Genomic DNA, 22606 nt, shown 5'->3' on the forward strand with positions numbered 1-22606 from the left:
CGCGTCCTTCCGCCCTCGCATCTCCATTCCGGGATGCTGTTACGCCGTCCGCCCCAGCGCAACGCGGGAAGCGCGCCGGAGCCGCGCAGGATCGCCCTCGCTGCATCAGCGAATGTCGTCTAGGCTCGTGTCGAGGGATATGTCCCCTCGGCTCGTGTCGAGGGATGATAAACTGACCACGTTCACGATTACGTTGGTGAGCGCTGGGGGATCGCGCTTGGTGCTCTGAGCGCGACCGAACGAGCTTGATGAACACCGAAGAGGCCCCCGGAGAGGGGGTCCGTGGGGCGGCGTGGGGGACGGACCGCTGTCTGAGCCCGATCGACGTTCTCTCTCCGGCGTGCGTAGCGCGCCGGAGAGAGAACGTCGATCGGGCGAGTTCGGTGGGGCCCCCGCGCCGCCCCACGGACACCCTCTCCGGGGGCCGGGCGGCCGGGGCCAGCGCCCTCTCCAGGGGCCAGTCGGCGCAGCGCTAGCTCGCCCGCCGTCGCTCCAGGTGCGTCTTCATCGCCTTGAGATCCCCGTGCACCGCCTTCTTGAAGCTGCCGATGAACAGCCGCCCCACCGTCTCCATGAACCAGCCCATCCCGGCGATCTCGCCCTCCATCTTGAGCAGCGTGCCGGCGCCCTCAGGCTCGAAGACATACCGGAAGCGGTAGGCCCCCCGCCCTGTGGTGCCCTTCTGCCCGTCGACGAAGAGGTCCAGACGCTTGCCAGGCTCCGCCGCCGTCACCTCGAACAGCTCGGTCGATTCCTTGCCGAACATCTTGCGGGTCTCACGCCACATCGCGCCCTTGCCGATGACGGCGCCCGTGAGCTTCTCTGCACGCACGAAATTGGGCATCCAGTCGCCGAACGAATCGATGTCGGTCGCGAGCCGGAAGACGTCCTCGGGCGAGGCATCGAAGCGCTCTTCAATGGTGAACAGGAGCGGCATCTCGTTCTTCTCCCAGGTTGGCCCGCGCGCCGTGCCATCGTGCCGGAACCGCTCCTTCTCCGTCAACGAGCGCGTCGGGCGCGCGCCGCCGCCGAGACGCCGGCGCTGCGGCGTCTCCCGTCGTTCTCGTCGTCCTCTTCGTCCCCGTCGTCCGTCCGAGTCGCGCGGCCCGGATCCGGCGTCGCGAGCTCAGCCCTTCTTGCCGGGCGGCAGCAGCATGCCCCGGTTGCCCGTCGCCCCCTGCATCGGGCGGTGAAGGACGATCTTTCGCCCCGCCTCGCGCCCGTGCGCGTGCGCCGCCGTCCGCTGGTTGCCCGCGTGGCGCAGGTGCTGCACGTGCGGGTGGCGCGTCCGATAGTAGCCGTCCAGATCGGCGTCCCTCACCCAGACGAGCCCCTGCTCCACGGAAACCTTCCGCTCCGTGTTCAGCTTCTCCAGGAACCCGAGCATCACCCCGGCCTGGTAGGTCCGCCGGTCCTTGTTGCCCTTCACCCCGTGGGTCCGCTTGTGCTCGCGCCACAGCTGCTCGGCCGTGTGGTGCAGGAACGCGTGCACGTAGGCCGCCATCTCCAGGTTCGCCGGCGTCCCGCAGATCTCGAGGACGCTGCCCCGCTTGCCCTCGAGAGGCACGTAGACAGGCACCCAGATCGCCTCGACGAAGAAGTGCTTCCCGAGGATGCCGCCGACGATCCGCTCGGTCTCGCCCACGCGCCCGCTCGGCGCGCCGAGGTGGCGGAAGCCGTACTGCCGCGCGGCGCGCGCCTTCGCGACGTCGAGGTTGTACTTCAGCATCAGCCGCTGCGCGGCGCTCATCGCCGCCTGCGCCTCGTTCGCGTTCGGGCTGTCGGCGAGCGCGAGCAGCCGCGCGATGCGATCGAGGATCCGGGCGTCCACGCTCGCCTCCGACGCGTCCCCGTCGCCGCGCGCGGCCGGATCCGCCGGCGAGCGCCCCGCGGCTGGCATCCCGGCCGCCGTCCCGTCGATGCCGAGGCGCGTGCACACCTCGCGGAACGCCGGCCCGTGCGCCGCCTCGTCCCTGACGCCCAGCACCTCGTGCACGTACTGGTGCGCCATCTCGTGCTTCAGCACCTCGATCACGACGCCCCACGGCTGCGTCAGGACGAGCGGCCGCGAGATCTCGATCGCGCGCGCCTCCGAGACCCATCGCCCGAGCCGGCTCGCGGCGTCGGACAGCTCGATGGACGCAGACCGCAGCTTTCGCCGGAAATGCGTGTAGTTCAGGCTCTGGTACGCCGCCATGAGCTCGCGCACGAGCGCGGCCTCCAGCTCGGCGCTGAGCCTGGCCGCCGCCTCGAGCGGCGGCTCGGGCGCCGGCGCGCCCGGCGACGGCCGCGGCTCGGGCTGCGCGGCGGCCTCGGTCGACGCGGGTTCGGCCGGCGGCGCCGCGGCCCCGGGGGCCTGCTGCGCGCCGCGGATCCCGTTCAGGAAGAGCTGCTCCGCCATGCGAACGCCTCCATGGCACGCCTCGCGCGGCGGTCGAAGGGTTTTCTCGTCCCCCGGGCGGGCAATCCCGGCCGGCGCCGTCACCCCGATGCCACCGAGCCGACTCAGAAACGTTCCCGGTACGCCACGTCCCCGGTAAACTCGCGCGCCTCCGTGCTCCGCTCCAAGGCGCTCAACGATCCCCCGTCGGTCGAGGCCGACGCCGCAAGCCGCTCGTCTCGCGGCCTCGCCCGCGATCTGGGCGCAGATCGCGCCGCGGCGCGCGCGCGGCTGCGCGCCGTCGCCCGCGTCCGCCGCCGCTACGGCCGCCTGTTCCTCGCGCTCCCGCTGCTCCTCATCGTGGTGGCGGACGTCCACATCCGCGGCGATCGCCTGCTCGATCTGGGCGGGAAGCACATCGCGAGCTACGTCGGCGCGATGGTCGAGAGCGCCGCGCTCTGGGGGCTCCTGCTCTTCGCGGCCTCGTCGCGGCGGGGCGCGTCGCGGTGGCTCGCGGCGCTGCTCTTCGTGGCGCTCGCGACGCTGTCGCTCGGCGGCCAGCTCTACTTCCACCGCCAGTACGCGACGTACCTCAACCTCGACGCGACGCTCTTCGGGACCTCGCTCTCGGCCAGCCTCTTCGGCCAGCTCCGGGCCGACGGCGAGAACTTCCTCCGCTCGGTCCTCCCGCCGCTCCTGCTCGCGATCGGGCTCGTGTGGCTGGGCCGGCGGATCGTGCGGCCCGGCCGCACGGCGTGGGCCCGCGCCGCCCGCCTCGCCGCGCCCGCGGTCGTGGTGGCCGCGTTCGTCCTGCCGTGCTCCTACCGCACGGTGCAGGCCTCCACGCCCGACGTCATCTACTTCCACGCGATCGGCGGCCTGCTCAAGGAGCTCGCCGGCGTCCAGACCACCGCGCAGGTGCGCCCCGGGCTCCGCACGCCGCCCTCGCTGCCGCCGGTCACCCCGCGGCCGGGCCCGCGGCGCAACGTCCTCTTCATCCTGACCGAGAGCGTGCGCGCCGACGCGACGTGCTCCGCGCGCGTGCCCGTCGGCGTCGGCGTCGTTGCCGGTGAGGCGCCCGTCGCGTGCCCCGGCACGCCGCGCATCGACGCGGCGGTCCCCGATCGGCTCCCGCTCACGCAGATGCGCTCGAACGCCTCGACGACGGCGATCGGGCTCGCGGTGCTCTGGTCCGGCCTCCAGCCGACAGCGACCCGCGAGGCGCTCCACACGGCGCCGCTCGTCTTCGACTACGCGCACGCCGCCGGCTTCGACAGCGCCTACTGGACGAGCCACCACATGATGTTCGCCAACTCGCGCCTCTACGTGCAGGACCTGCCGGTCTCGCACCAGTGCGGCGCGACCGAGCTCGATCCGCTCGCCGACATCGATCTCGGGGCCGACGACCGGCTGCTGTCGGCGCACGTCCAGTCCGAGGTGCTCTCGCTGCGCGAGCCGTTCCTCGCGGTCGCTCACTTCGGGAACACCCACGTCCCCTACCTCGTCGACCCGGAGGACGCGCCGTTCCAGCCCGCCCTCGAGAGCAAGGCGCCGGACGACAACGAGGCGTACCGCAACTTCTACAGGAACGCGGTCCACCGTCAGGACGCGGCCATCGCGGAGCTCATCCGCTTCGTCCGCAGCTCTCCGGTCGGCGAGCGCACGGTCATCGTCTTCACGTCGGACCACGGCGAGGCGTTCCGGGAGCACGGCCAGCTCGGCCACACGGGCTCGATCCTCGACGAGGAGATCCGGGTGCCCGGATGGGTCGACGCGCCGCCGGGCACCCTGACGGCCGCGGAGGAGGGCGCGCTGCGCGCGGCCCGGGACGAGCCCGTCTTCCACACCGATGTCACGCCGACCGTGCTCGACCTGATGGGCCTCTGGGAGGAGCCGGCGCTCGCGGAGTACCGGGCGGCGATGGTCGGGCACAGCCTGCTCCGGCCGTCGCCGGGGCCGGCGGCGCTGGCGCTCACGAACTGCACAGGGATCTGGGGCTGCGCGTTCAAGAACTGGGGGATGATGCGCGGCAACATGAAGCTCGAATCCCGCGCCTGGGACACTGCCTGGCACTGCTACGACGTGCTCGCCGACCCCCGCGAGCAGCGCGACCTCGGGCCGGCCGCCTGCGGCGACCTGCCCCGGCTCGCGGACGCCCTCTACGGCGGCCCCGCCGGCAGCGTCGACGTCCCCGCCCACCTCCGCGACCTCGCGGCGGTGCCTCGCCACGACTGATCCGGATGACCCAGGACATCGACCGAGAGGGCGGCGCGCTCGCCGAGCCGCCCGCGTCCCCCGCCATCAGCCTGCCCGCGCACGCGGACGATCGCCCCGCGCGCGCCGACGCTCGCGCCGCCCGCGCCCGCCCGCGCGCCGCGCGGAAGGCCGCGCTCCGCCGCGGCCGGCTGATCAGCGTTGCTCTCCTGGCCTCGCCGGCGCTCTGGCTCCTCGTCCTCGACGTGCTGCGCCGGGCCCGCCACATGACCACGTTCGATCGGCCGCACGCCGCGGGGTACGCCGCGACCGTGGCGGCGTCGCTGGGGTTCTGGGGCCTCTTGCTCTACGTCGCCTCGGGCCGCCGCGGCGCGGCGCGCGGCGCCGTGGGCGCGCTGTTCGTCGCGCTCTTCACGCTCGCGTGCGGCGTCCAGGGGGGCTTCCACGCCCTCTACAACATCTACTGTTCGATCGACTCCCAGATCCACTCCCAGTCGATCCCCTGGTCGATCGTGGGCACGCTCCCGCTCGGGCACCCGAGCGTGATCGCCCACTTCGCCGTCGCGCTCGGGTTCGCTCTTGGGGCGCTCCGGCTCTCCCGCCGGCTCGTGCGCCCCCGGCGGCTCCGGCGGCGCCTCGCCGCCGCGGTCGTGCCGCTCGCGCTGGCCGGCGTGGCGATGATCCCGGTGAGCTACCGGGTGATCCAGTCGTCGTCGGCCGACATGATCTACTTCCACGGCATCACCGCCCTGGTGAAGGAGCACCTCGGCATCACGAACGACTCGCCGGATCTGCGGGTGCAGCGCCGCCACCCGGAGCGCGTGCCGCGGCTCTCGGCGCGGCCTGCGCGGCCGCGGAACGTGGTGCTCATCCTGCAGGAGAGCCAGCGGGCGGACGTGACGTGCGTCGCGTACGACCCGGCCTGCGACAAGGCGACGCCGTTCTCCAACGCCGCCGCGCCCCGCCGCATGCCGCTCCTGCAGATGCGCGCTCACGACTCGACGACGGCCATCTCCATCTCGAACATCTGGTCCGGCGTCCCTCCGACGGAGAGCCTCGCTGTGCTTGGCTCTGCCCCCCTGCTCTGGGATTACGCCCATGCGGCCGGGTGGGACACCGCGTACTGGACGAGCCAGAACCTCATGTTCGGGAACGCTCGGCTCTATGTGCAGGATATCCCGGTCTCGCACAGGGCGGTCGCGACCCAGCTCGATCCGGGCGCCGACCTCGATTACGGCGCCTATGATCGGCAGCTCACGGATCGGGTGATCGAGGAGTGGGACGAGCTCGTCGAGCCGTTCTTCGCGGTCGTCCATTACTCGAACGTCCATTTCCCGTACGTGAGCGATCCGCTCCATTCACCGTTTCAACCAAGCGAGCTGACCAAGGCGCCCGAGAAGAACGAGCACTTCAAGAACTACTACAAGAACGTCGTTTACCTGTCGGACATGGCGGTCGGCCGGCTCATCGAGCACATCCGCGGGGCGCCGAGCGGCGAGCGCACGGTCATCGTCTACACGTCGGATCATGGCGAGTCGTTCCGGGAGCACTGGCAGCTCGGCCACACGAGCTCGCTCTGGGACGAGGAGATCCTCGTCCCGACGTGGGTCGACGCGCCGGAGGGGACGCTCGCGCCGGAGGAGCGGGCGAGCATCGAGGGCGCGAAGGACACGTTCGTGTGGCACCTCGACCTGGCGCCGACGTTCCTCGATCTGATGGGCCTCTGGGACGAGCCGGGCCTCGATCCGTTCCGCCGGCGGATGATCGGGCATCCGTTGACGCGGCCGGAGCGCACGGTCGCGCCGATGCCGCTCACGAACTGCACGTGGGTGTGGGGCTGCGCGTTCCGCAACTGGGGGATGATGCAGGGGCCGATGAAGATCGAGGCGCGCGAGTGGGACGGCGAGTACCACTGCTTCAATGTGCTCGACGACCCGCTGGAGCTCACCAACCTGGGCGAGCAGGCGTGCGCGCCGCTGCCCGATCTCGCGCGGGGGCTCTTCCACGAGATGCCGAACGTCACGCCGCCGGGGAGGCCGAAGGTCGACTGGGGCGGGTGAGCCTGTACGGGGCGCGGGGGCGCTACGCGCCGAGGCGTCGCTCGAGGTCCGCGACCTCCGGGCACAGGGAGCGAATGCGGCTGTACCGCGAGGCCGCTTCGCGGGTCAGCAGCCCGCGCCCCTCTGCCGGCTCCTGGAGGACACCGCGCTTCTCGGCGAGGGGTTGATAGTATTGCTCCTTCGGGTTTTCGTGGGCCCGTACTTCCTTCCACGCCCACTCGGAGGGCAGATCGTGCCCGGCGAGGAGCCACACTTCAACCTCTTGCCAGGCGTTCTCGGCCAGAAAGCGTTTTCCCGGGGGAAGAGCGGTGCTGGCCAGCGACTCCAGTCTATCGAGGGCCTCGCGCCGCCCCGCCTTGCCGTCGCGATCGACGATGAGCAGGAAGCACTCGATCATGGCCTGGTAGCGCAGGAGTATCTCCCGGAGGCGCTCCCACCGAAGCGCCTGGTCCACGCCGCCGAGGAGCGGATCGCGGCAGACGAGCACCTTGGCTTTACGGCCGATCGCATCGAACATCTTTGTGACGATGGGCTCGAGGACGTATTGATCTTTGCGAAAGTCCTCGGGGATGACGAGCACGCGATAGCTCACTGGGCGGCCTCGCCTGCGTCGTCAGCCATGAGCTCGACCATGTCCTCGAGCCAGCCGGAAGCGTGGAGGCGAGCGAGGTCCTGCGTCTCGAGGACCCGGTTCAGGTCGGGGAGGTCGACCACCTTGCGCACGCTGGACTCGTCGGCGCCGCGGAGCCGGTAAATAAGGAGGGCGCTCTCCCTGGACTCCGGACTGAGGAAGCCGAGGAGCTGGGGCGAATGGGTCGTCGCGATCACCTGGACATCTCTGGTGCGACACTGCTGCTCGATGAGCTGCACGAGGAGGTGAAGGCGTGTCGGGTGGATGCCGTTCTCGATCTCCTCGAAGAAATAGAAGTGAGCGGAGTCGGTGTCGAGCAGCGCGGCGAGGATCGCGAGGAAGCGCAGCGTGCCGTCCGAGGCGCTGTAGGCCGAGATCCTGCGCCCGCCCTGCTCCACGAGGTGCACGAGGACGCGTCCGGCGAAATCCTGGGGAAATTCGAGATCCATCACGTCGAGCGGCGTGAGGGCGCGGATCCACTCGAGGAGAGTGTCTCTTCGCTTCGGATCCTGGGAGATCGCTTGCAGCACGGACGAGAGGTTTTCGCCGCGATCCCCGAGCACCTGTCGGCCTGGCAACGAGGGGAGCCGCGCAGCGTCCGGTGAGAGATCCAAAAAGCGCATCGAGCGCAGCGTGTGCAGCGTCCGCTTTGCTTGTCTCCGGACGTAACGGGGATCCCTGACCTGCGCGATCGCAGGCGAGCTTATCGCAGGCGAGTTTGACAAGGTGGATTCCTCACCACCTCGCGCGAGGCGCACGAGCAAGCGGTCGTTGTCTCTCTGCGTAGGCGCGTTTTCAGCGGGGTGCGAGTCGAAGTCCATGTCTGTGCTCCCGTAGAGGGCCTCGCGTATGACCCTGGGAGCAGCGTTCGAGAGCCCGGTCGCGACGGAGATTCGATACTTTATGTGGTATTGGTTCTCGATTTCGTTGAGCTCTGCTCCGATCGAGAACTCCGCTCCTCCTCCGAAGACGACCTCCTTTGTACCGCCTCGGAGCCCTTTCCACTGAAGCTCGCCGCCCTCGCCGTACTTCTCTCCCAAGATCTCCGCCAGCGAATAGCCGCGGCCGACGCCATGGAGAAAGCGGAACGCGTCGCGGAGGTTGCTCTTGCCGGAGGCGTTCGTCCCGACGAGCAGGGTGAAGGGGCCCAGCGGGATCGCCGCCTTCCGGAAGCTCTTGAAGTTCTCGAGTGTGATCGAGGTCAGCATGGGCTCTCGGCGTGGAGTGTAGCCGCCGCGCTGCCCGTCGTTTGGCTGAATCGCTCGACGGTGCGCCCGCGCCCGGTGAAGCGTGCGGACTCTGGACAGGCGGCGGACGTTCCAGGCCCAGCACGCCCCGCGGTACGGGTCGGTGAGCCCGCGCTCGGCCTCGGCGCTCAGCCCTCCTCCAGCAGCGCCGCCTGCACGGCCCGGAAGCGCGCGCTCTGCGCCGCGCCCTTGCGCCAGGCCAGGTGGATCGTGTTCCGGGCGCCCCGGCGCCCCTTGCCCGGCCGCGGCCCCACCACGACGACCTGCTTCGCCGCGACCGCCTCGGCGATGAAGTAGTTCGGCAGGACCGCGATCCCGACGCCCGCGATCGCGAGCGCCAGCATCTCGTCGAGGCTCGTGATGCGGCAGGCGATCTTCGGCGGCAGCGGGGCCTTCTTGCCGAACGAGGCCCGCCACCACGCGGCGTGCATCGCGAGATCCGCGTCGAAGACCACGAACCTGTGCTCCCCGAGCTCCCGCGCCGTCTCCGGGCGGCCGCGCGCTCCGAGGAGTGCAGGCGACGCGACCGCCGAGAACTCCTCGACGTAGACGGGCCGCGCCTCGAGCCCCGGGGTGTCCTCGGCGCTCACGAGCAGGCTCAGATCGTCGTCCCCCGCGAGCAGGCGCCGCGTGAGCACCGAGGGCACGTCGAAGCGCACGTCGATGACGAGCTCGGGGTGCTCGCGGAGGAGCCGAGCGAGCCGGGGCCGCAGCCACATGCGGGAGAACGGGCCCGGTCCGCCGATGCGCACGGCCCCGCGGACCTCGCGGTGGTCGTCCGACGCCGCGGCGAGCGCGTCGTCGATGCGCGCGAACGCCTCGCGCAGCGCGCCGACCAGGCCCTCGCCCGCCGGCAGGAGCCGCGCGTTGCGCCCGACCCGCTCGAACAGCGGGACGCCGAGCTGCGCCTCCAGCGCCTTGATCTGGTGGCTCACGGCCGACGGCGTGACGCGGCGGCGCCTGGCCGCCTCGGCGAACGTGGGCGCGACGCCGGCCTCGAGCAGGGTGCGGAGCAGCTCGTAATTGATGAGCATGGCTCATCTATAGCGTGAGATCATCTCGCTGGTTTGCATCGACTCGAAGGCCTAGGTTCATCCCGTCACCGCGGGCCCGAGCGCCTCGGGCGCGAGGGGCGCGACCGCAACGGGCGCAGAGGCGCCCAGAGGAGCGAGACGCCATGAACGCGAGGGTTCTCTTGATCGTCACCAGCCACGCACGCCTCGGCGACACCGGGCAACCGACCGGGTTCTGGCTCGAGGAGCTCGCCGCGCCGTACCGCGCGTTCGTCGAGGCCGGGGCGGACGTCGACATCGCTTCGCCTCAGGGGGGTAAGCCGCCGGCCGACCCGAAGAGCGCCGAGGATCCGTCCGACGCCGTGCGCGCGTTCCTCGAGGACGAGCGGGCGAAGGCGAAGCTCTCGTCGACGCTCCGCATCGACGGGATCGCCGGTGACCACGACGCGTACTTCGTCGTCGGTGGCCACGGCGTGATGTGGGATCTCGCCGAGGACGCCGCCACGGCGAGGCTGCTCGGCCGCGCGTTCGATCAGGGCAAGGTGGTCGCCGCCGTGTGCCACGGCCCCGGCGCGCTCGTGAACGTCCGGCTCGCGAGCGGCGAGCCGCTCGTGAAGGGGCGTCGCGTGAGCGCCTTCTCGGACGAGGAGGAGCAGGCCGTGGGCCTCGCGGCCGTCGTCCCGTTCGCCCTCGAATCGCGGCTGCGCTCCCTGGGCGCGCGCTACGAGCGAGGGCCGGTGTGGAAGCCGTTCGCCGTCCGGGATGGCCGGCTCGTCACCGGGCAGAACCCTGCGTCGTCGGCGCGGGTCGCGCAGGAGACGCTCGCGGCGCTCGCCGAGCAGGAGCCGAGGGAGAGCGTGCGCTGAGCGGGCGCCGCGCGGGGCCGACGTCCACCGCCGGCGGGGAGGGGTCGGGGTCGCAGGCCGGCGGGGAGGCGGAGGCCGCCTCGGTCACAGGTCGCGGAGGTCGAGCGACCCGATGAAGTCGGACTTGCCGACGTCGAGCCCGTTGTGCCGCAGGATCGAGTACGCGGTGGTGGCGTGGAAGTAGAAGTTGGGGAGCGCGAACTGGAACACGAAGTCCGGGGCCTTCATGCCCTTGCCCGGCAGGAAGAAGAGCGGAAGCGTGCGGTCCTCCGCGCCCTTCAGCTGCTCCGGCCTCAGCGCCTTCACCTGCTCGATCGTCTTGCCGATGCGCGCGCGCAGCTCGGCGATCGTCTCGTCGCGCGTCTCGAACTGCGGCGGCTCCGCGCCGGTGAGGAGCGCGCCCAGCCTCACGGGCCAGGCGATGAGGGTCTGGATCTGACGCCTGAAGGGCCACTGATCGGGCGCGAGGCGCGCGGCGAGGAGCACCTCCGGATCGAACTTCTTCTGCTGTGCGTAGGCCTCCGCCTTGTCGAGCCAGACCAGCACCTGGCCGAGCATGCGAGTCATCTGGGGGAACGAGCTGTCGTAAAGGCTCATGATCTTCTCCTCGTCAGCAGGAACAGCAGGCGCCGCTGGTCCACCCGCGGCCTCCGCGCGTCAACTCCGCGCGCGCGCCGGCCCCGGTCCACGCCGCGCGGTCGCCTGGAGCGGCAGCCGAGCCCGGTTGTGCGCTTCGAGGACGAGTGACGCGCCCGGCGGAGCCTCAGGCGGCGGCGGGGCTCACCGGGCTCCGCAGGCCGCCCGGGCGCCGATCAGTCGACCTGGTGGAACACGCCCGCTGGATCGAGGGTCCACAGCTTCGCGCTCTCCCCGCCGCCGTCCGACGTCCGGACGTAGATCAGCCGGATGCCCTTCTGCTCCAGCTCGGCGAGGATCGCGGGATCCAGGCCGGGCTCGAGGCGGGGCTCGAAGATGAAATCTTCCGAGAAGTTGTGGTGCTGCGGGTGGTACGTCTGCGCGTGGTAGCCCTTGAGCACGATCGGAGCGCTCGTCAGCCCCTCGATGCGCGTCCCCACCCACTTGTGGAGCGGCGCCGTGTACCCCGCCGTGGGGCCCGTGGGGCCCGGCGGCCAGTAGAACAAGGTCTCCACCGCGACGCCGGACGTCCATGAGAGCGAGCGCTCCTGGAGCAGCGCGCCCGCCATCGCGGGGCCGTCCGCGGGGCAGGCGTCGAGCTGTACCACCTCCGAGGACACGTCGAGCGGCGTGCCGTCCCAGTCGAGCGCCGGCACGGGCGTGGCGTAGGCGGCGCTCAGCATCATCCCGACGTCGCGCAGCGCGACCAGCGGGCCCAGCGACGGCGGCAGGAGCTCGGGCACCGGGGAGGCGGCGAGCGAATAGGTGATCTCCGAGGCCCCGGCGCCGTCCACGAAGGAGTCCGTGGTCGTCTCGCTATCGTACGCGTGGGACGCGGCCGGCCACGCAGCGGGGCTCCCCGAGAGCGTCGCCACCGATCCACCGGAGAGGTAGTCGAGCCGCGCGTCCTCGAAGAGCGTGCCGGCGAGCGCCGCCGGCGTGAGGAACCCGCTCTTCGCCGAGAGCCTCGCGCGCACCTTGAGCCGGTGGTTCGCGAACACGTCGCCGAACTCGCCCTGGAAGGTGCAGACCTCCCGGGGCTCGTCGAGCAGGAACGGCGTGAGGCTCGGCGTCGTGTCCGGGAGCGCGACCTCGCGCACCTGCTTCACGACGAGGTTCCCAGGCTTCATCTTCTTGAACTCGTAATCGAGCAGGAGCGACTTCCTGCCGGGGTTCAGCTCGCTGAACCGCGCCTCGACGCGGCCGAGCAGGGCGGCGAGCGCCTGGTAATCGTCCTCCCATCGCATCACGTGGCCGCCGAGCGGGACGAGCGTCGAGCCGGACAGGAGGTAAACGGACGTCGCATCGTCGAAGAGGCTCGCGGTCACGACCTCCGGCTGCGCTCCGCCTTCCGGGTTGGTGACGGACGTCGCCCCGAGCTGCGTCACGATCTGGATCTGATCATTGACCAGCTCGCGCCGCGTGAGCGTCGCGACGCCGTTCGCCATCTCGTCCTCGTCAGGATAGGAGTGATGGACGAGGACGCCCATGCCGACCTCCGCCTCGTCCACGCCATGGAGGAGCCGGGCGAGGAAGGCGTTGTCGTTGTAGAAGCTCGCGTACACCTTGCGGATCGCGCGGAACACGCCGCGCTCGCCGGCCTCGCCGGGGTCGCACAGGCTCGGCCCCTCCTGGTCCGCGTCCCGATCGTCGGCCAGGCAGCCGCTGTAGCTGTCGTAGAGGCCCGCGCCCGTGAAGACGGCGCTGTCCTCCACGTTGGTCGAGCTCCGGAACCGGATCTTCTTCGTGGGCGTGAAGCCCTCGAGCGCCGCCTCGATCGCCTGCCGCTGCCCCGCCGAGAAGGCGGTCTCCCCGGTGATCCGCGCGCGGATGGCCGCGAGATCGGCCTTGAGCGCCGGCATGTCGGGCGGGTAGCTGTGGCCTGCGAGGCGCTCCGCGATCTCGGCGCGCAGCGTGCGGCCGCCGGGCATGACCTGATCGAGGAAATCGTCCCAGAGATCGAACGACAGCGCGACCGCGACATCGGAGCTCTCCGGGATGGCGTCCCGCAGCAGGCCATAGTTCGCGGCCTTGCCCCCGAAATGGACGAACTCCGCGGGGCCGAGATCCTCGGTGGACCCAGCGTAGGCGCCGAGGGGCTCCTTGGGCTGGATCTCGAGCTTGCCGGGCCGCTTCAGCGCGAGGAGCTGCTCCCTGTCCGCCGGCGCGATCCCTCCGGCCTCGAAGAGCGCGGCGCGGCAGATGGACCCGTACTGCAGCGAGGCCCGCAGCGCGACCTCCTCGCCGTCGAGCGCCTTCGCCGCCTCCGCGGCGGCCGGATCGCCGAGGTAGACGAACGGGATGCCGAACGAGGTCGCGAGGAGGGCGGTGTGCGCGTTCGGCGTCGCGGGCGACAGCGAGACGATGCCCGCCACATAAGGCACCTCCGCAGGGATGGAGTCGGTGAGCAGGATGTCCTCGGCCCGGAGCTCGCCGCTCGCATAGGCGGCGTCGATCGCGTCCGGCGGGACATAGCGGAGCCGGCCCACGGCCCAGCCCGTCGCATAACACGCGTCGCCGTCCAGCCACCGCTCGACCGAGCTCACCGGGAACCCGCTCGCCTCGAAGAACGCGCTGTTCTCCGCGGCCGACGCCGATTGCTCGTACGTCGGGAAATAGAAGGGCTTCGCCCCCTGGGGCGCGATGACGCTGTCCTTCACGAGCTCCAGGACGACGCGCGCCACCTCGGGATCGTAGGCGTCCTGGCGGACCAGCTGGATGCCGTACTCCGGCACGCTCTCCGGGGTCGGCGGGAAGAGCACGGCGCCGAGGATGGCCTTCTGCCCCTCCTCGTGCAGCGAGACCTGGTCGAACTCGGACTGCGACATGTCGAAGAACGGGTCGAGCCGCGTCGTGGCGAACTCGCCGTGGAACGGGAACTTGTTGCTGTCCTGGTAATAGACCTTGGTGGGATCGTGCATCAGCACGGTGAACTTCACCCAGCCCGGCGTCTCGAAGGTCGCGGGCCAGGCGACGAAGGGCTCGAAGGGGAAGGTGATCTGGTTCTTCCAGTCCTCCGATGGAGTGATGTCGATCGGGTAGGTGTCGACGGGCCATGAAGCGCCGCCTCCGGCGCTCCCGCCATTCCCCCCGCCGTCGCCGCCCGCGCCTCCTTCGCCGCCGGTGGCGCCCCCGCTGCTCGTGGCGCCGCTGCCACCCGTCGCCTCTGACGAGTCCTCTCCGCAGGCGGCGAGCGTCCCCGCGCCGAGGAGCGCGAGCGCAAGACAAGCCGGTCGACCGATTCGCTGAAGTCTCATGAACAACATCGCGGTACAACTGCCGTGCCACCGTGCGATGAGCGGCGCCTCGGGGCTGCGCGGCGGGGCGTCGCTGTCGCGCGCGTGGCGCACGCAGGCACAGCCGTACGGCCGCGGCGCGGCCGCTCGCGCTGGCGCTGCTCGCGGCCACCCTGCCGATTTTTCTTGGGGTTTCAACCGGTTCGGCGTTCTACGATGCCGCCATGACCGAGCGGAGAGCGGCGCTGATCGTCAACCCTGCTGCGGGCCATGCGGGTGATGTGGTCGAGTCGCTGCCTGCCCGGCTCCAGCGCGAGCTCACGCTGAGCGTCTACGAGACGAGCGCGGATCGCTCTGCCGCCGCCTGCGCCGATGCAGCGCGCCGCGAAGGCGCTTCCCTGGTGATCGCGGCGGGCGGCGACGGGACGATCTCCAGCGTGGCGTCCGCGCTCCTCGGGACCGATGCGTGCCTGGGCATCCTGCCGCTCGGAACAGCGAACTCGATCGCGCACTCCCTGGGGATCCCCGACGACCTGGAGGGCGCGATCGAGGTGCTCGTCCACGGCGAGCCGACGCGCATCGACGCCGCCCGCGCCAATGGGAAGACCATGATCCTGCTCTCGGCGGTCGGGCTGCACGCCGACACGGTCGGCGAGACCCCGCAGGACGAGAAGCAGCGCTGGGGTGTGCTCGCGTACATCCGCACCGGGCTCAAGAAGCTGATGAGCCTCGAGCCGTTCGCGGTCGAGATCGAGACGGAGGACCAGCGGATCCACTGCCGTGCGGTCGCGGTGACCGTCGCGAACATGGCGCCTCCGCGCACCGTGCTGGCGCAGGGGCCGCCCGTCCTGTCCCCCGACGACGGGCGGCTCGACCTCACCATCGTGTCGGCCACGACGCTGGTCGAGGCGGTCGCGACCGGGCTGCACCTCCTGAGGACCGCGATCGACGGCGAGCCGGCCGAGCGCGACAACGTCGGTTTCCTCGCCGCCCGGCGGGTCAGCATCACCACCGAGCCGCCCCAGAACGTGCTCATCGACGGCGAGGAGTCCGGGACGACTCCGCTCGTGGTGGAGTGCCTCCCGCGCGCCCTGATGGTCATGGCGCCCCGCCGCGAGGAGGCGCGTGAGGCGCCGCCCGCCGCGGATGTCGAGGTGAAGCTCGCGGGCTTGCCCGAGCTCGAGGTCGAGCCGAAGCGGTGAAGCGCGCTCGGGCCACGAAGGCCCGGGGAAGAGCCGGACGACCGGGGCCGGATCGTGGTCGTGGTCGTTTACGTGGTCGTGGTCGTTTACGTGGTCGTGGTCGTTTACGTGGTCGTGGTCGTGGTCGTTCACGGCCTATCGTTGACGACCACGACCACGACCACGACCACGACCACGACCACGACCACGTAAACGACCACGTTCTGGGGTTGCGGCGGCGCGGCGAGCAGCATCGTGACGGCCTCGTCAGGGAGGAATCGAAGCCGCTCGGCGTAAGGAAACGTGGTTCTGCCGCGGCAGGGCTCGATTCTTGACCTTTCATCGGGAGTGCAGAGGAATGCGAACGACGTTCTGGGCTGGGATGGTGGGCGCGTGCGTGGCTTGCGGCCTCTCGGGGCTGGGCTGCGGGGGAGACGACGACGGGGCGACGCCGAGCGGCTCGACGGGCTCGACGGGTTCGACGGAGGGCGGGGGCTCCGGGGCTGCGTCCTGCTCCGGACTCGACACGTCGGCGCTCGTCAGCGAGCTCTCGCCAGCGGAGGTCGATCAGGCGTGCAAGGGGTATCGCCGCTGCAGCGCCGAGGAGGTGACCGTCGAGTACGTGTGCCTCATGCAGGGCGTGCTCGGCGCGGCGTACGGGGACGACCCCGGGACCAACGACGCCGAGCTGCAGGCGAAGTGCTCCGAGCTGGTCGAGGGGTGCATGGCCGACCCGAGCCAGGCAGAGCAGCTGATAGAGCAGGCCCTCGTGGAGGTCGAAGCAGAGCCCTGCGGCCAGCCGAGGCAGTGCACGGCCACCATCGCGGAGATCGACGCCTGCGCCGCCGAGATGCGAGCGTACACGCGCGGTGTGCTCCCCGCGTGCAGCGCGCTCACCATGGCTTTCTACGAGCAAACCGACAGGGGCGACACGCTGCTCGACGGGGCTTGTGGCAAGCTCGGCGTTGGCTGCTTCCAGCTCTTCACGACGCCGAACGACGGGTGATCGGAGGCGGACGCGGCCCGCCTCGGGCCGCCTGCTCCCCGCTCCGGCACCGAACGCCGCGCTGGCTCGCGGCAAAGCGCCAGCCGCGCTGCCGACCGCGCCTTTCCCCGGCCATCCCGGCGTGATAGACGGAATGGACGGGACCGACGGGAGCGACGTGCGGCATGAGGCTGACCGAGCGAGCCATCGAGCTGCCGGCGCTCGCGAGCGCCCACTCCCACGCTTTCCAGCGCGGGATGCGCGGTGAGGCGCAGCGGCCGGGGCCGTCGGGGGCGGACGACTTCTGGTCGTGGCGGAGCGCCATGTACGCGCTCGCCGAGTCGCTCACGCCGGAGTCCATTCATGCGATCTCGAAGGTGGCCTATCGCGAGCTCCGCGCCGCGGGCGTGCGCACGGTGGGCGAGTTTCATTACGTGCACCACCAGCCGGGCGGCGCGCCCTACGCGGATCGCACGGTCCTCGCGGACGCGGTGATCGAGGCCGCGCGCGAGGAGGGCCTCCGGATCGCGCTCCTCCGGGTCGTTTACGCGCGCGCGGGCGCGGGCAGGGCGCCCGAGGGGGCGCAGCGGCGCTTCTCGGACGCCTCGCTCGATGCGGCGCTCGCGGACGTCGAGGCGCTCCGGGCGCGCTACGCGGGCCGCGAGGACGTGCGCGTCGGCGTGGCGCCCCACAGCGTGCGCGCCGTGCCCCCGGCGTGGCTCGGCGAGATCGCGCGCTACGCCGCGGAGCGCGGGCTCATGGTGCACATGCACGTGGCCGAGCAGCCGGCCGAGATCGAGGCGTGCCTCGCCGAGACGGGCCGGCGGCCGGTGGAGCTCCTCGCCGAGCGCGGGGTCCTCGGCGAGCGCTTCGTTGCGGTGCACGCGACGCACCTCGCGCCGCACGAGCCGGCGCTGCTCGGCGCGGCGCGGGCGTTCGCGTGCCTGTGCCCGACGACCGAGCGCGACCTCGGCGACGGATTGCCCGACGTCGGCGCGCTGCGCGCGGCGGGCGCCCGGCTGTGCGTCGGGATCGACAGCCACGTGATCACCGATCCATTCGAGGACATGCGCGGCGTCGAGCTGGGCGAGCGGCTGCGGACGGGCCGGCGTGTGACGCTGCGGGGCGAAGGCGGGGCGACGCCGGCCGAGGCGCTCTGGGAGATCGGCTCGCAGCGGGGGGCGGAGGCGTGCGGGTTCGCGGATCCCGGCGGCAGCATCTCGGTGCGCCGGGACGCGCCGGCGCTCGCGATGGTGCGGGAGGAGCGGCTGCTCGACGCGGTGGTGTACAGCGGGAGCCCTTCGATGGTGGAGGGGAGCCCCGCGCCCTCGGGCCCGCCTGCGCATTGATGGATCGACACGATGCGCCGGCGCGCCTCGGCGCCGGGGGATCGAGGCGGGCCCGGGCCGAGCGGGCGAGCGTGAAGCGCGCTCACACGTGGTGTGTGGCGTGGTTTGTGAGGAGCCGTTCCCTGCGTCTCGCCTGCGTCATGCATGGGAAACGAACGGCGAAGCAAGGAATGGCTCGACTGGATGCCCCTGGCGGCGCTGCTGCCGATCGGCGTCGTCTTGCTCCTGAGCCTCCACGAGATCCAGGACGTCCATCGCAGGAACATCGCGGCGACGCTGCAGGCGGTGCTCTCGACGACCCGCGAAGGGCTCCTGACGTGGGCGCGGCAGGCGAAGGGCGCCGCGGGGTTCTGGGCGAACGAGCCGAGGGTACGGCGCGCGATCGCCGCCCAGGTCGAGCTGCGCCGCAGCGATGGCCCGCTCCGCGATAGCCCGTACCTCCAGGAGCTGCGGCTGGAGCTGGAGAACGTCGTCGAGCGGGAGCAGTTCCTCGGCTTCGACGTCATCGCGCTGGATGGCACCCACATCGCCTCGGATCGCGATGAGCTCCTCGCCACCAAGACGCTGAGCGCCCACGATCCGGACACCATCGCCGCGGCCCTGCGCGGCTCGACGGTCATGGGTACTCCCTTCGCCATGCGGTCTACGGTCATCGGAAGGGTCACCCCCGTCCTCGTCATCGCGGCGCCGGTGCGCTCCATCGCCGGGGAAGGGGAGATCATCGCGGCGCTCGCCTTCCGCATCGATCCAGGGAAGGAGCTGACGCAGATCGCCCATCGCGGACAGGTCGGCGCGGCAGGGGAGACCTACGCGTTCGACAGGCACGGCCGTGTCGTCACGGAGCTCAGGTTCGCCCAGAACCTCCGCGACATGGGCCTCCTCGCGGCCGGCGAGCGCACGAGCCTCAACGTGGAGATACGCGATCCCGGGGGCGAGGTGCCGGACGGCTCCGCGCGCCCCTTGCCTCGCATGGAGCAGCCGCTCACGCGCATGGCGACGAGCGCCGTCGCGGGGATCGCCGGGGTCGACGTCGAGGGATACCGCGATTACCGCGGCGTCGAGGTCGTCGGCTCGTGGCTGTGGGATCACGAGCTCGACCTGGGCCTGGCGACCGAGATCGACAAATCCAGCGCTTATGGCGTGTATGTCGTGACGCGCCGTGTGGTCCTCACCGCCTGGGGCGTGATGGTGTTCGCCACGCTCGTCCTGACGATCCTGCTGCAGCGGCGCGCCAAGGACCTGGCCACCGGCGTGCGGCGCGAGCAGGCGCTGCGCGCGGAGCTCGAGGATCGTGTCCGTCGCCTGGAGTGCGCCGAGACGGACCTGAAAGAGGCCATCCGCGTCCGAGAGGAGTTCCTGCGGTTCGCCTCGCACGAGCTGCGCACGCCGTTGACGAGCCTGCGGCTCCTGTACGAGCACATGCTGCGATCGCGATCGCAGCCCCTCATGGTGACGCTGGGCTCGAAGGACATCAGCCGCTTCTTGAAGGTGTCGTCGCGAGAGCTTGCCCGGATCACGCAGGTCATCAACAACATGTTCGTCGTCGCGAGCTTCGCGACCGGCCCGCCGGCGCTGAACCTGCAGAGGACGGAGCTCAACGAGATCGCGCGCAGGACCGCCCGGCAGGTGGCAGAGCAGATCGAGGCCGACGGGTGTTCCCTGGAGCTCCAGCTCGACCGATCCGTGTTTGGCTACTGGGACGATGCGCGCATCGAGCAGGTCATCACGAACCTGCTGTCGAACGCGTCGCGGCACGGCGCTGGACAGCCGATCACGCTGTCGGTCGTCCGGCAGGGGGGCTTCGCGGTGATCTCCGTGCACGATCGCGGCATCGGCATCACGCCGGAGCAGCGGGACAGGCTCTTCGAGCCGTTCCGGTGGACACCGGAGGCGCACAGCGGGCTCGGCGTCGGGCTCTACGTCTGCAGGTTGATCGTGTGGGCGCACGGCGGGGAGATCCTGGTCGACAGCGAGCCTGGCCAGGGCACGACGTTCCGCGTCCGGCTGCCGCTGCCTCCGGAGATCGAGGGAGGCGACGCCGCCATGGTGCCCGAGAGCGAGCGGAAGGCGGCGGAGGAGCGGAGCAACGGAGGGACGGAGTAGGGGAGTCGCGGGCGCTCATCCCATCGCGCCCGCGATGAGCTGCGCCGCCCTCAGGACGAGCGCCACGACCGCCCCGACGTTCCACGCGCGCGCGAGCCACCACTGCACCTCGGCGCCGTTGATCCACGGCGGCACCCACGCCGGCGGCGCCAGCAGATCGGCGACGGTGAGGACCCGCTCGCGCTCCTGCGCCGCGCGGTAGCCACCCTCGCCGCCGCGGACGTGCTCCTCCGCCCGCACGAGGGCGAAGAGCCGCGCGCCGCGCCCCTCGGGGAGCAGCGCCGCGCCCGCGCGCAGCGCCTCCGGGGTCGCGGGCAGCTCGACGGACCGGCCGCGCTGCGTGAGGCGGAGCGCGCCGTCCCCCGCGCGCTCGACCCGCCCGCGGACCCAGCCCTCGGAGCGCTCGCCGCCCAGCACCGACGAGAGCGGCGCGAGCTCGGGATCCGGCCCCAGCCGGGGCGCGCGCTGCCCCGGGAAGACGCGCGCGGCGAAGAGCCAGAGGGCGATCGGGAGCGCCGACAGGAACGGATTCAGATCGAGCAGGCTGGCCACGCCCGCCATCCCGTCGAGCACCGGCAGGGCGATCACGCCCGCGCCGGCGAACGCGCCCACGGCGATCGTGGCGCCGAAGCCGCCGACGACGCCGAAGGCGACATTGCCGATCGCGACGACGCCGACGGCGACGTTGCCGATCGCGATGAAGCCGCGCGCGACGTTGCCGATCGCGATGAAGCCCGTGACGACGTTGCCGAACACGAGGAACCCGTTCGCGATGTTGCCGGCGTCGACCCAGCGCGCCCGCTCTGCGGCGCTCGCGCCACCTTCACCCCGGAGCGGCCAGCTCATTCCGTCACCTCGAACGCGGTGCGGCCGACGAGCTGGCCGTCCTCGGTCTCGACATCCACCGTCCAGTGTCCTGCCAGGCGGCGCGGCAGGCTCCCGCCCACGAGCTGCGATTTCAGCCGCACCGCGCCCTCCGGGCCGGGCACGCGCAGCGTCTCCTCCGGCGCGCGGAGGACCTCGCGCCCCTCGCGCCGCCAGACGTGGAGGAGGCGATCGCCGTCGCCGCCCGGCACCACCACGTCGGTCACCGCGCGGAGCTCGCGGATCACGGAAAAATGAAGCGACTTCACGGACATGGCGAGCCGCCCATCCTGGAGCACCGAGGGGCCCACGGCCGCGGAGGACAGGTGCATCGGGACGGGGGGGATGAGCTCGCGCGTCCCGTAGGCGAGCCCGACCCCGGCGGCCATCGCGACGACGAGGAACACGACGCCCATCCGGCTCCAGAGCGCCCCGAACGGCAGGTGCAGCGTGCAGAAGCCGAGCACGGACACGAGGGCGGCGGAGAGCAGCGTGTACAGCGTGCGGGTGTCGGGGAGGAGCGCGGGGATGACGAGATTCAGGCACGCGAACAGCGTCACCCCGTAGAACACCGAGGCGAGGGTCTTCCAGCGCATGAGCACGCGGTCGAAGACGAGATCGAGCGTCGAGAGCACCGCGCAGGCGGCGAGGAGGAGGACGAACCACCGGTTCGGCGCGTCCAGGCTGGCGCTCTTCCAGTAGAACGGGAGGAGGAAGAAGAGCATGCCCTGATAGAGGTTCTTCAGGACATAGGTCATCACGAGGAAGCGCAGCCGGGCGCCGCGCCACGCCGTCGCGAAGTCCTGGCGGGCGCCGGTGCCGAAGAGCCGGAAGAAGAGGAGCACGAGCAGCCAGGCGACGCTGACCGTGACCGCGAGGAAGCGGGCGTGCTGGAACCCCTTCTGCGCGAAGGTCACCACGAAGGCGCCGAGGCTGAGCGCATACGCGGTGTGCAGCCACCAGAGCTTCTTGTGATGGCGCTTGAGGAAGGCGCGGGCGGACGACCTGAGGTCCCCGGGCTTGTCCTCGTCCTCGGCGTTCAGGTCGACGTAGGACGCCTTGGGCTCTGCCTTGACGGTCGGCGCGTTGTCCTCGTCCGCCGCCGTGCCGCGCGCTGGCCGCTCGGGCATCTTGAGCGTGCGGTCGTCGTGCTCCCCGCCCGGGGTGCTGGCCCTGGGCGGCATGCGCAGGGTGGCCTCGTCGCCGGCCTGGGCGCCGGCCCTGGAGGGCATGCGCAGGGTGGCCTCGTCGCCGGCCTGGGCGCCGGCCCTGGAGGGCATGCGCAAGGTGACCTCGTCGATAGCGCCTCGGTCGCGGTCTCCGGGCGCAGCGGCGCCGCCGGCCGCGGTGGGCCGGGCCTGCTTGGCTGCGGCGGGCGGGGCAGGTTCTGGCCCGCGATCGGGCTCGTCGCCCGGCATGTACATGATCGTGGGCGCCTCCCCGAACGCCTCGGGGACGCGCGTCTTGTGGACCCGCGTGGTGGCGCTGGAAGGCGGCGACGGCAGCGATGGCGCGTTCGCGTCGGCCCCGGGGGCCGGGGCGTCAGGGGAGCGCGGCGCGTGCTGTTTCATGTCCGGGCCGCAGCGTACCCGACGGGCGGTCCACCTTCGAGCGCCGCACGGGTTCCGCCCGCCAGAAATCCGGACTTTCGCTCCGGTCGGGCGAACGTTCGTGCACGTGCCGCCCGTTCGCCCGTTCCACCGATCGCGCCGCCGCCCGCCGCGAGCCGCCTGACACCGCGCCCTGCCAACCGAGGTTCCGGGAAAGCGCCGTTCACTCGTCCTGGGCTCCGATGAGCCGGAGCCCCCTCAGCCCGTGAACGCCTATGTTGTCTCGCGGTT

17 protein-coding genes are annotated in these 22606 nt (G+C 71.5%); 8 read left to right on the forward strand and 9 right to left on the reverse strand.

What is annotated here, in order from left to right; all coding sequences use genetic code 11:
* Nucleotides 1-472: 472 nt before the first annotated feature.
* Together POL72_RS32050 and POL72_RS32055 are read right to left on the reverse strand one after the other, a co-directional pair.
* Entirely contained in the window at nucleotides 473-1003 is a 531-nt protein-coding gene (locus POL72_RS32050; RefSeq protein ID WP_272100300.1) for an SRPBCC family protein, read from the reverse strand.
* A gap of 123 nt (nucleotides 1004-1126) precedes the next feature.
* Complete coding sequence (locus tag POL72_RS32055) at nucleotides 1127-2401, reverse strand: DUF2786 domain-containing protein (RefSeq protein ID WP_272100302.1); 1275 nt, start codon at nucleotides 2399-2401, stop codon at nucleotides 1127-1129.
* Between the two features lie 153 nt (nucleotides 2402-2554).
* Between POL72_RS32055 and POL72_RS32060 the strand changes: the two genes are divergently transcribed.
* Both POL72_RS32060 and POL72_RS32065 read left to right on the forward strand, forming a co-directional pair.
* Nucleotides 2555-4615 carry a sulfatase-like hydrolase/transferase gene (locus tag POL72_RS32060; protein WP_272100304.1) on the forward strand — a complete coding sequence of 687 codons (2061 nt, stop codon included), beginning with the start codon at nucleotides 2555-2557 and terminating at the stop codon, nucleotides 4613-4615.
* A 5-nt stretch (nucleotides 4616-4620) separates the two neighbouring features.
* Nucleotides 4621-6654: a sulfatase-like hydrolase/transferase gene (locus POL72_RS32065; protein WP_272100307.1), complete on the forward strand. Its 2034-nt coding sequence runs from the start codon at nucleotides 4621-4623 to the stop codon at nucleotides 6652-6654.
* Nucleotides 6655-6676: 22 nt separating this feature from the next.
* Here the strand turns inward: POL72_RS32065 and POL72_RS32070 are convergent, their stop codons facing one another.
* From POL72_RS32070 to POL72_RS32080, 3 genes are all read right to left on the reverse strand, one after another.
* The gene (locus POL72_RS32070) at nucleotides 6677-7246 is read right to left on the reverse strand and encodes a hypothetical protein (protein ID WP_272100309.1); all 570 of its coding nucleotides are present in this window, start codon (nucleotides 7244-7246) and stop codon (nucleotides 6677-6679) included.
* Nucleotides 7243-8493 (reverse strand): AAA family ATPase, encoded by a 1251-nt coding sequence (locus tag POL72_RS32075; RefSeq protein WP_272100311.1) that lies wholly within the window; start codon nucleotides 8491-8493, stop codon nucleotides 7243-7245. The genes POL72_RS32070 and POL72_RS32075 overlap by 4 nt, the downstream gene beginning before the upstream one ends.
* Nucleotides 8494-8660: 167 nt before the next feature.
* Nucleotides 8661-9566: a LysR family transcriptional regulator gene (locus tag POL72_RS32080; protein WP_272100312.1), complete on the reverse strand. Its 906-nt coding sequence runs from the start codon at nucleotides 9564-9566 to the stop codon at nucleotides 8661-8663.
* A gap of 143 nt (nucleotides 9567-9709) precedes the next feature.
* Here POL72_RS32080 and POL72_RS32085 point away from each other — a divergent pair, with 143 nt between their 5' ends.
* On the forward strand, nucleotides 9710-10411 hold the full coding sequence (locus tag POL72_RS32085) for a type 1 glutamine amidotransferase domain-containing protein (RefSeq protein WP_272100314.1): 702 nt from the start codon (nucleotides 9710-9712) through the stop codon (nucleotides 10409-10411).
* Nucleotides 10412-10495: 84 nt separating this feature from the next.
* Here the strand turns inward: POL72_RS32085 and POL72_RS32090 are convergent, their stop codons facing one another.
* Together POL72_RS32090 and POL72_RS32095 are read right to left on the reverse strand one after the other, a co-directional pair.
* Entirely contained in the window at nucleotides 10496-11008 is a 513-nt protein-coding gene (locus POL72_RS32090) for a DUF1993 domain-containing protein (protein ID WP_272100316.1), read from the reverse strand.
* A 215-nt stretch (nucleotides 11009-11223) separates the two neighbouring features.
* Entirely contained in the window at nucleotides 11224-14304 is a 3081-nt protein-coding gene (locus POL72_RS32095; protein WP_272100318.1) for a PEP/pyruvate-binding domain-containing protein, read from the reverse strand.
* A gap of 203 nt (nucleotides 14305-14507) precedes the next feature.
* On the opposite strand from POL72_RS32095, the gene POL72_RS32100 reads away from it, so the two are divergent.
* From POL72_RS32100 to POL72_RS32120, 5 genes are all read left to right on the forward strand, one after another.
* Nucleotides 14508-15485 carry a YegS/Rv2252/BmrU family lipid kinase gene (locus POL72_RS32100; protein ID WP_373372267.1) on the forward strand — a complete coding sequence of 326 codons (978 nt, stop codon included), beginning with the start codon at nucleotides 14508-14510 and terminating at the stop codon, nucleotides 15483-15485.
* A gap of 54 nt (nucleotides 15486-15539) precedes the next feature.
* Complete coding sequence (locus tag POL72_RS32105) at nucleotides 15540-15677, forward strand: hypothetical protein (protein ID WP_272100321.1); 138 nt, start codon at nucleotides 15540-15542, stop codon at nucleotides 15675-15677.
* Nucleotides 15678-15822: 145 nt separating this feature from the next.
* The gene (locus tag POL72_RS32110) at nucleotides 15823-16470 is read left to right on the forward strand and encodes a hypothetical protein (RefSeq protein ID WP_272100322.1); all 648 of its coding nucleotides are present in this window, start codon (nucleotides 15823-15825) and stop codon (nucleotides 16468-16470) included.
* A gap of 164 nt (nucleotides 16471-16634) precedes the next feature.
* Nucleotides 16635-17798 carry a formimidoylglutamate deiminase gene (locus POL72_RS32115; protein ID WP_272100323.1) on the forward strand — a complete coding sequence of 388 codons (1164 nt, stop codon included), beginning with the start codon at nucleotides 16635-16637 and terminating at the stop codon, nucleotides 17796-17798.
* A gap of 183 nt (nucleotides 17799-17981) precedes the next feature.
* A complete protein-coding gene (locus tag POL72_RS32120) occupies nucleotides 17982-19901 on the forward strand; it encodes a sensor histidine kinase (RefSeq protein ID WP_272100325.1) in 1920 nt (639 codons plus the stop codon).
* Between the two features lie 15 nt (nucleotides 19902-19916).
* On the opposite strand, the gene POL72_RS32125 is transcribed toward POL72_RS32120, so the two are convergent.
* Together POL72_RS32125 and POL72_RS32130 are read right to left on the reverse strand one after the other, a co-directional pair.
* Nucleotides 19917-20747: a hypothetical protein gene (locus POL72_RS32125; RefSeq protein WP_272100327.1), complete on the reverse strand. Its 831-nt coding sequence runs from the start codon at nucleotides 20745-20747 to the stop codon at nucleotides 19917-19919.
* A complete protein-coding gene (locus tag POL72_RS32130; protein ID WP_272100328.1) occupies nucleotides 20744-22336 on the reverse strand; it encodes a DUF5924 family protein in 1593 nt (530 codons plus the stop codon). The genes POL72_RS32125 and POL72_RS32130 overlap by 4 nt, the downstream gene beginning before the upstream one ends.
* Between the last annotated feature and the right edge of the window lie 270 nt (nucleotides 22337-22606).

Origin of the sequence: Sorangium aterium, from assembly GCF_028368935.1 — a bacterium.
GTDB classification, from domain to species: Bacteria; Myxococcota_A; Polyangia; order Polyangiales; family Polyangiaceae; genus Sorangium; species Sorangium atrum.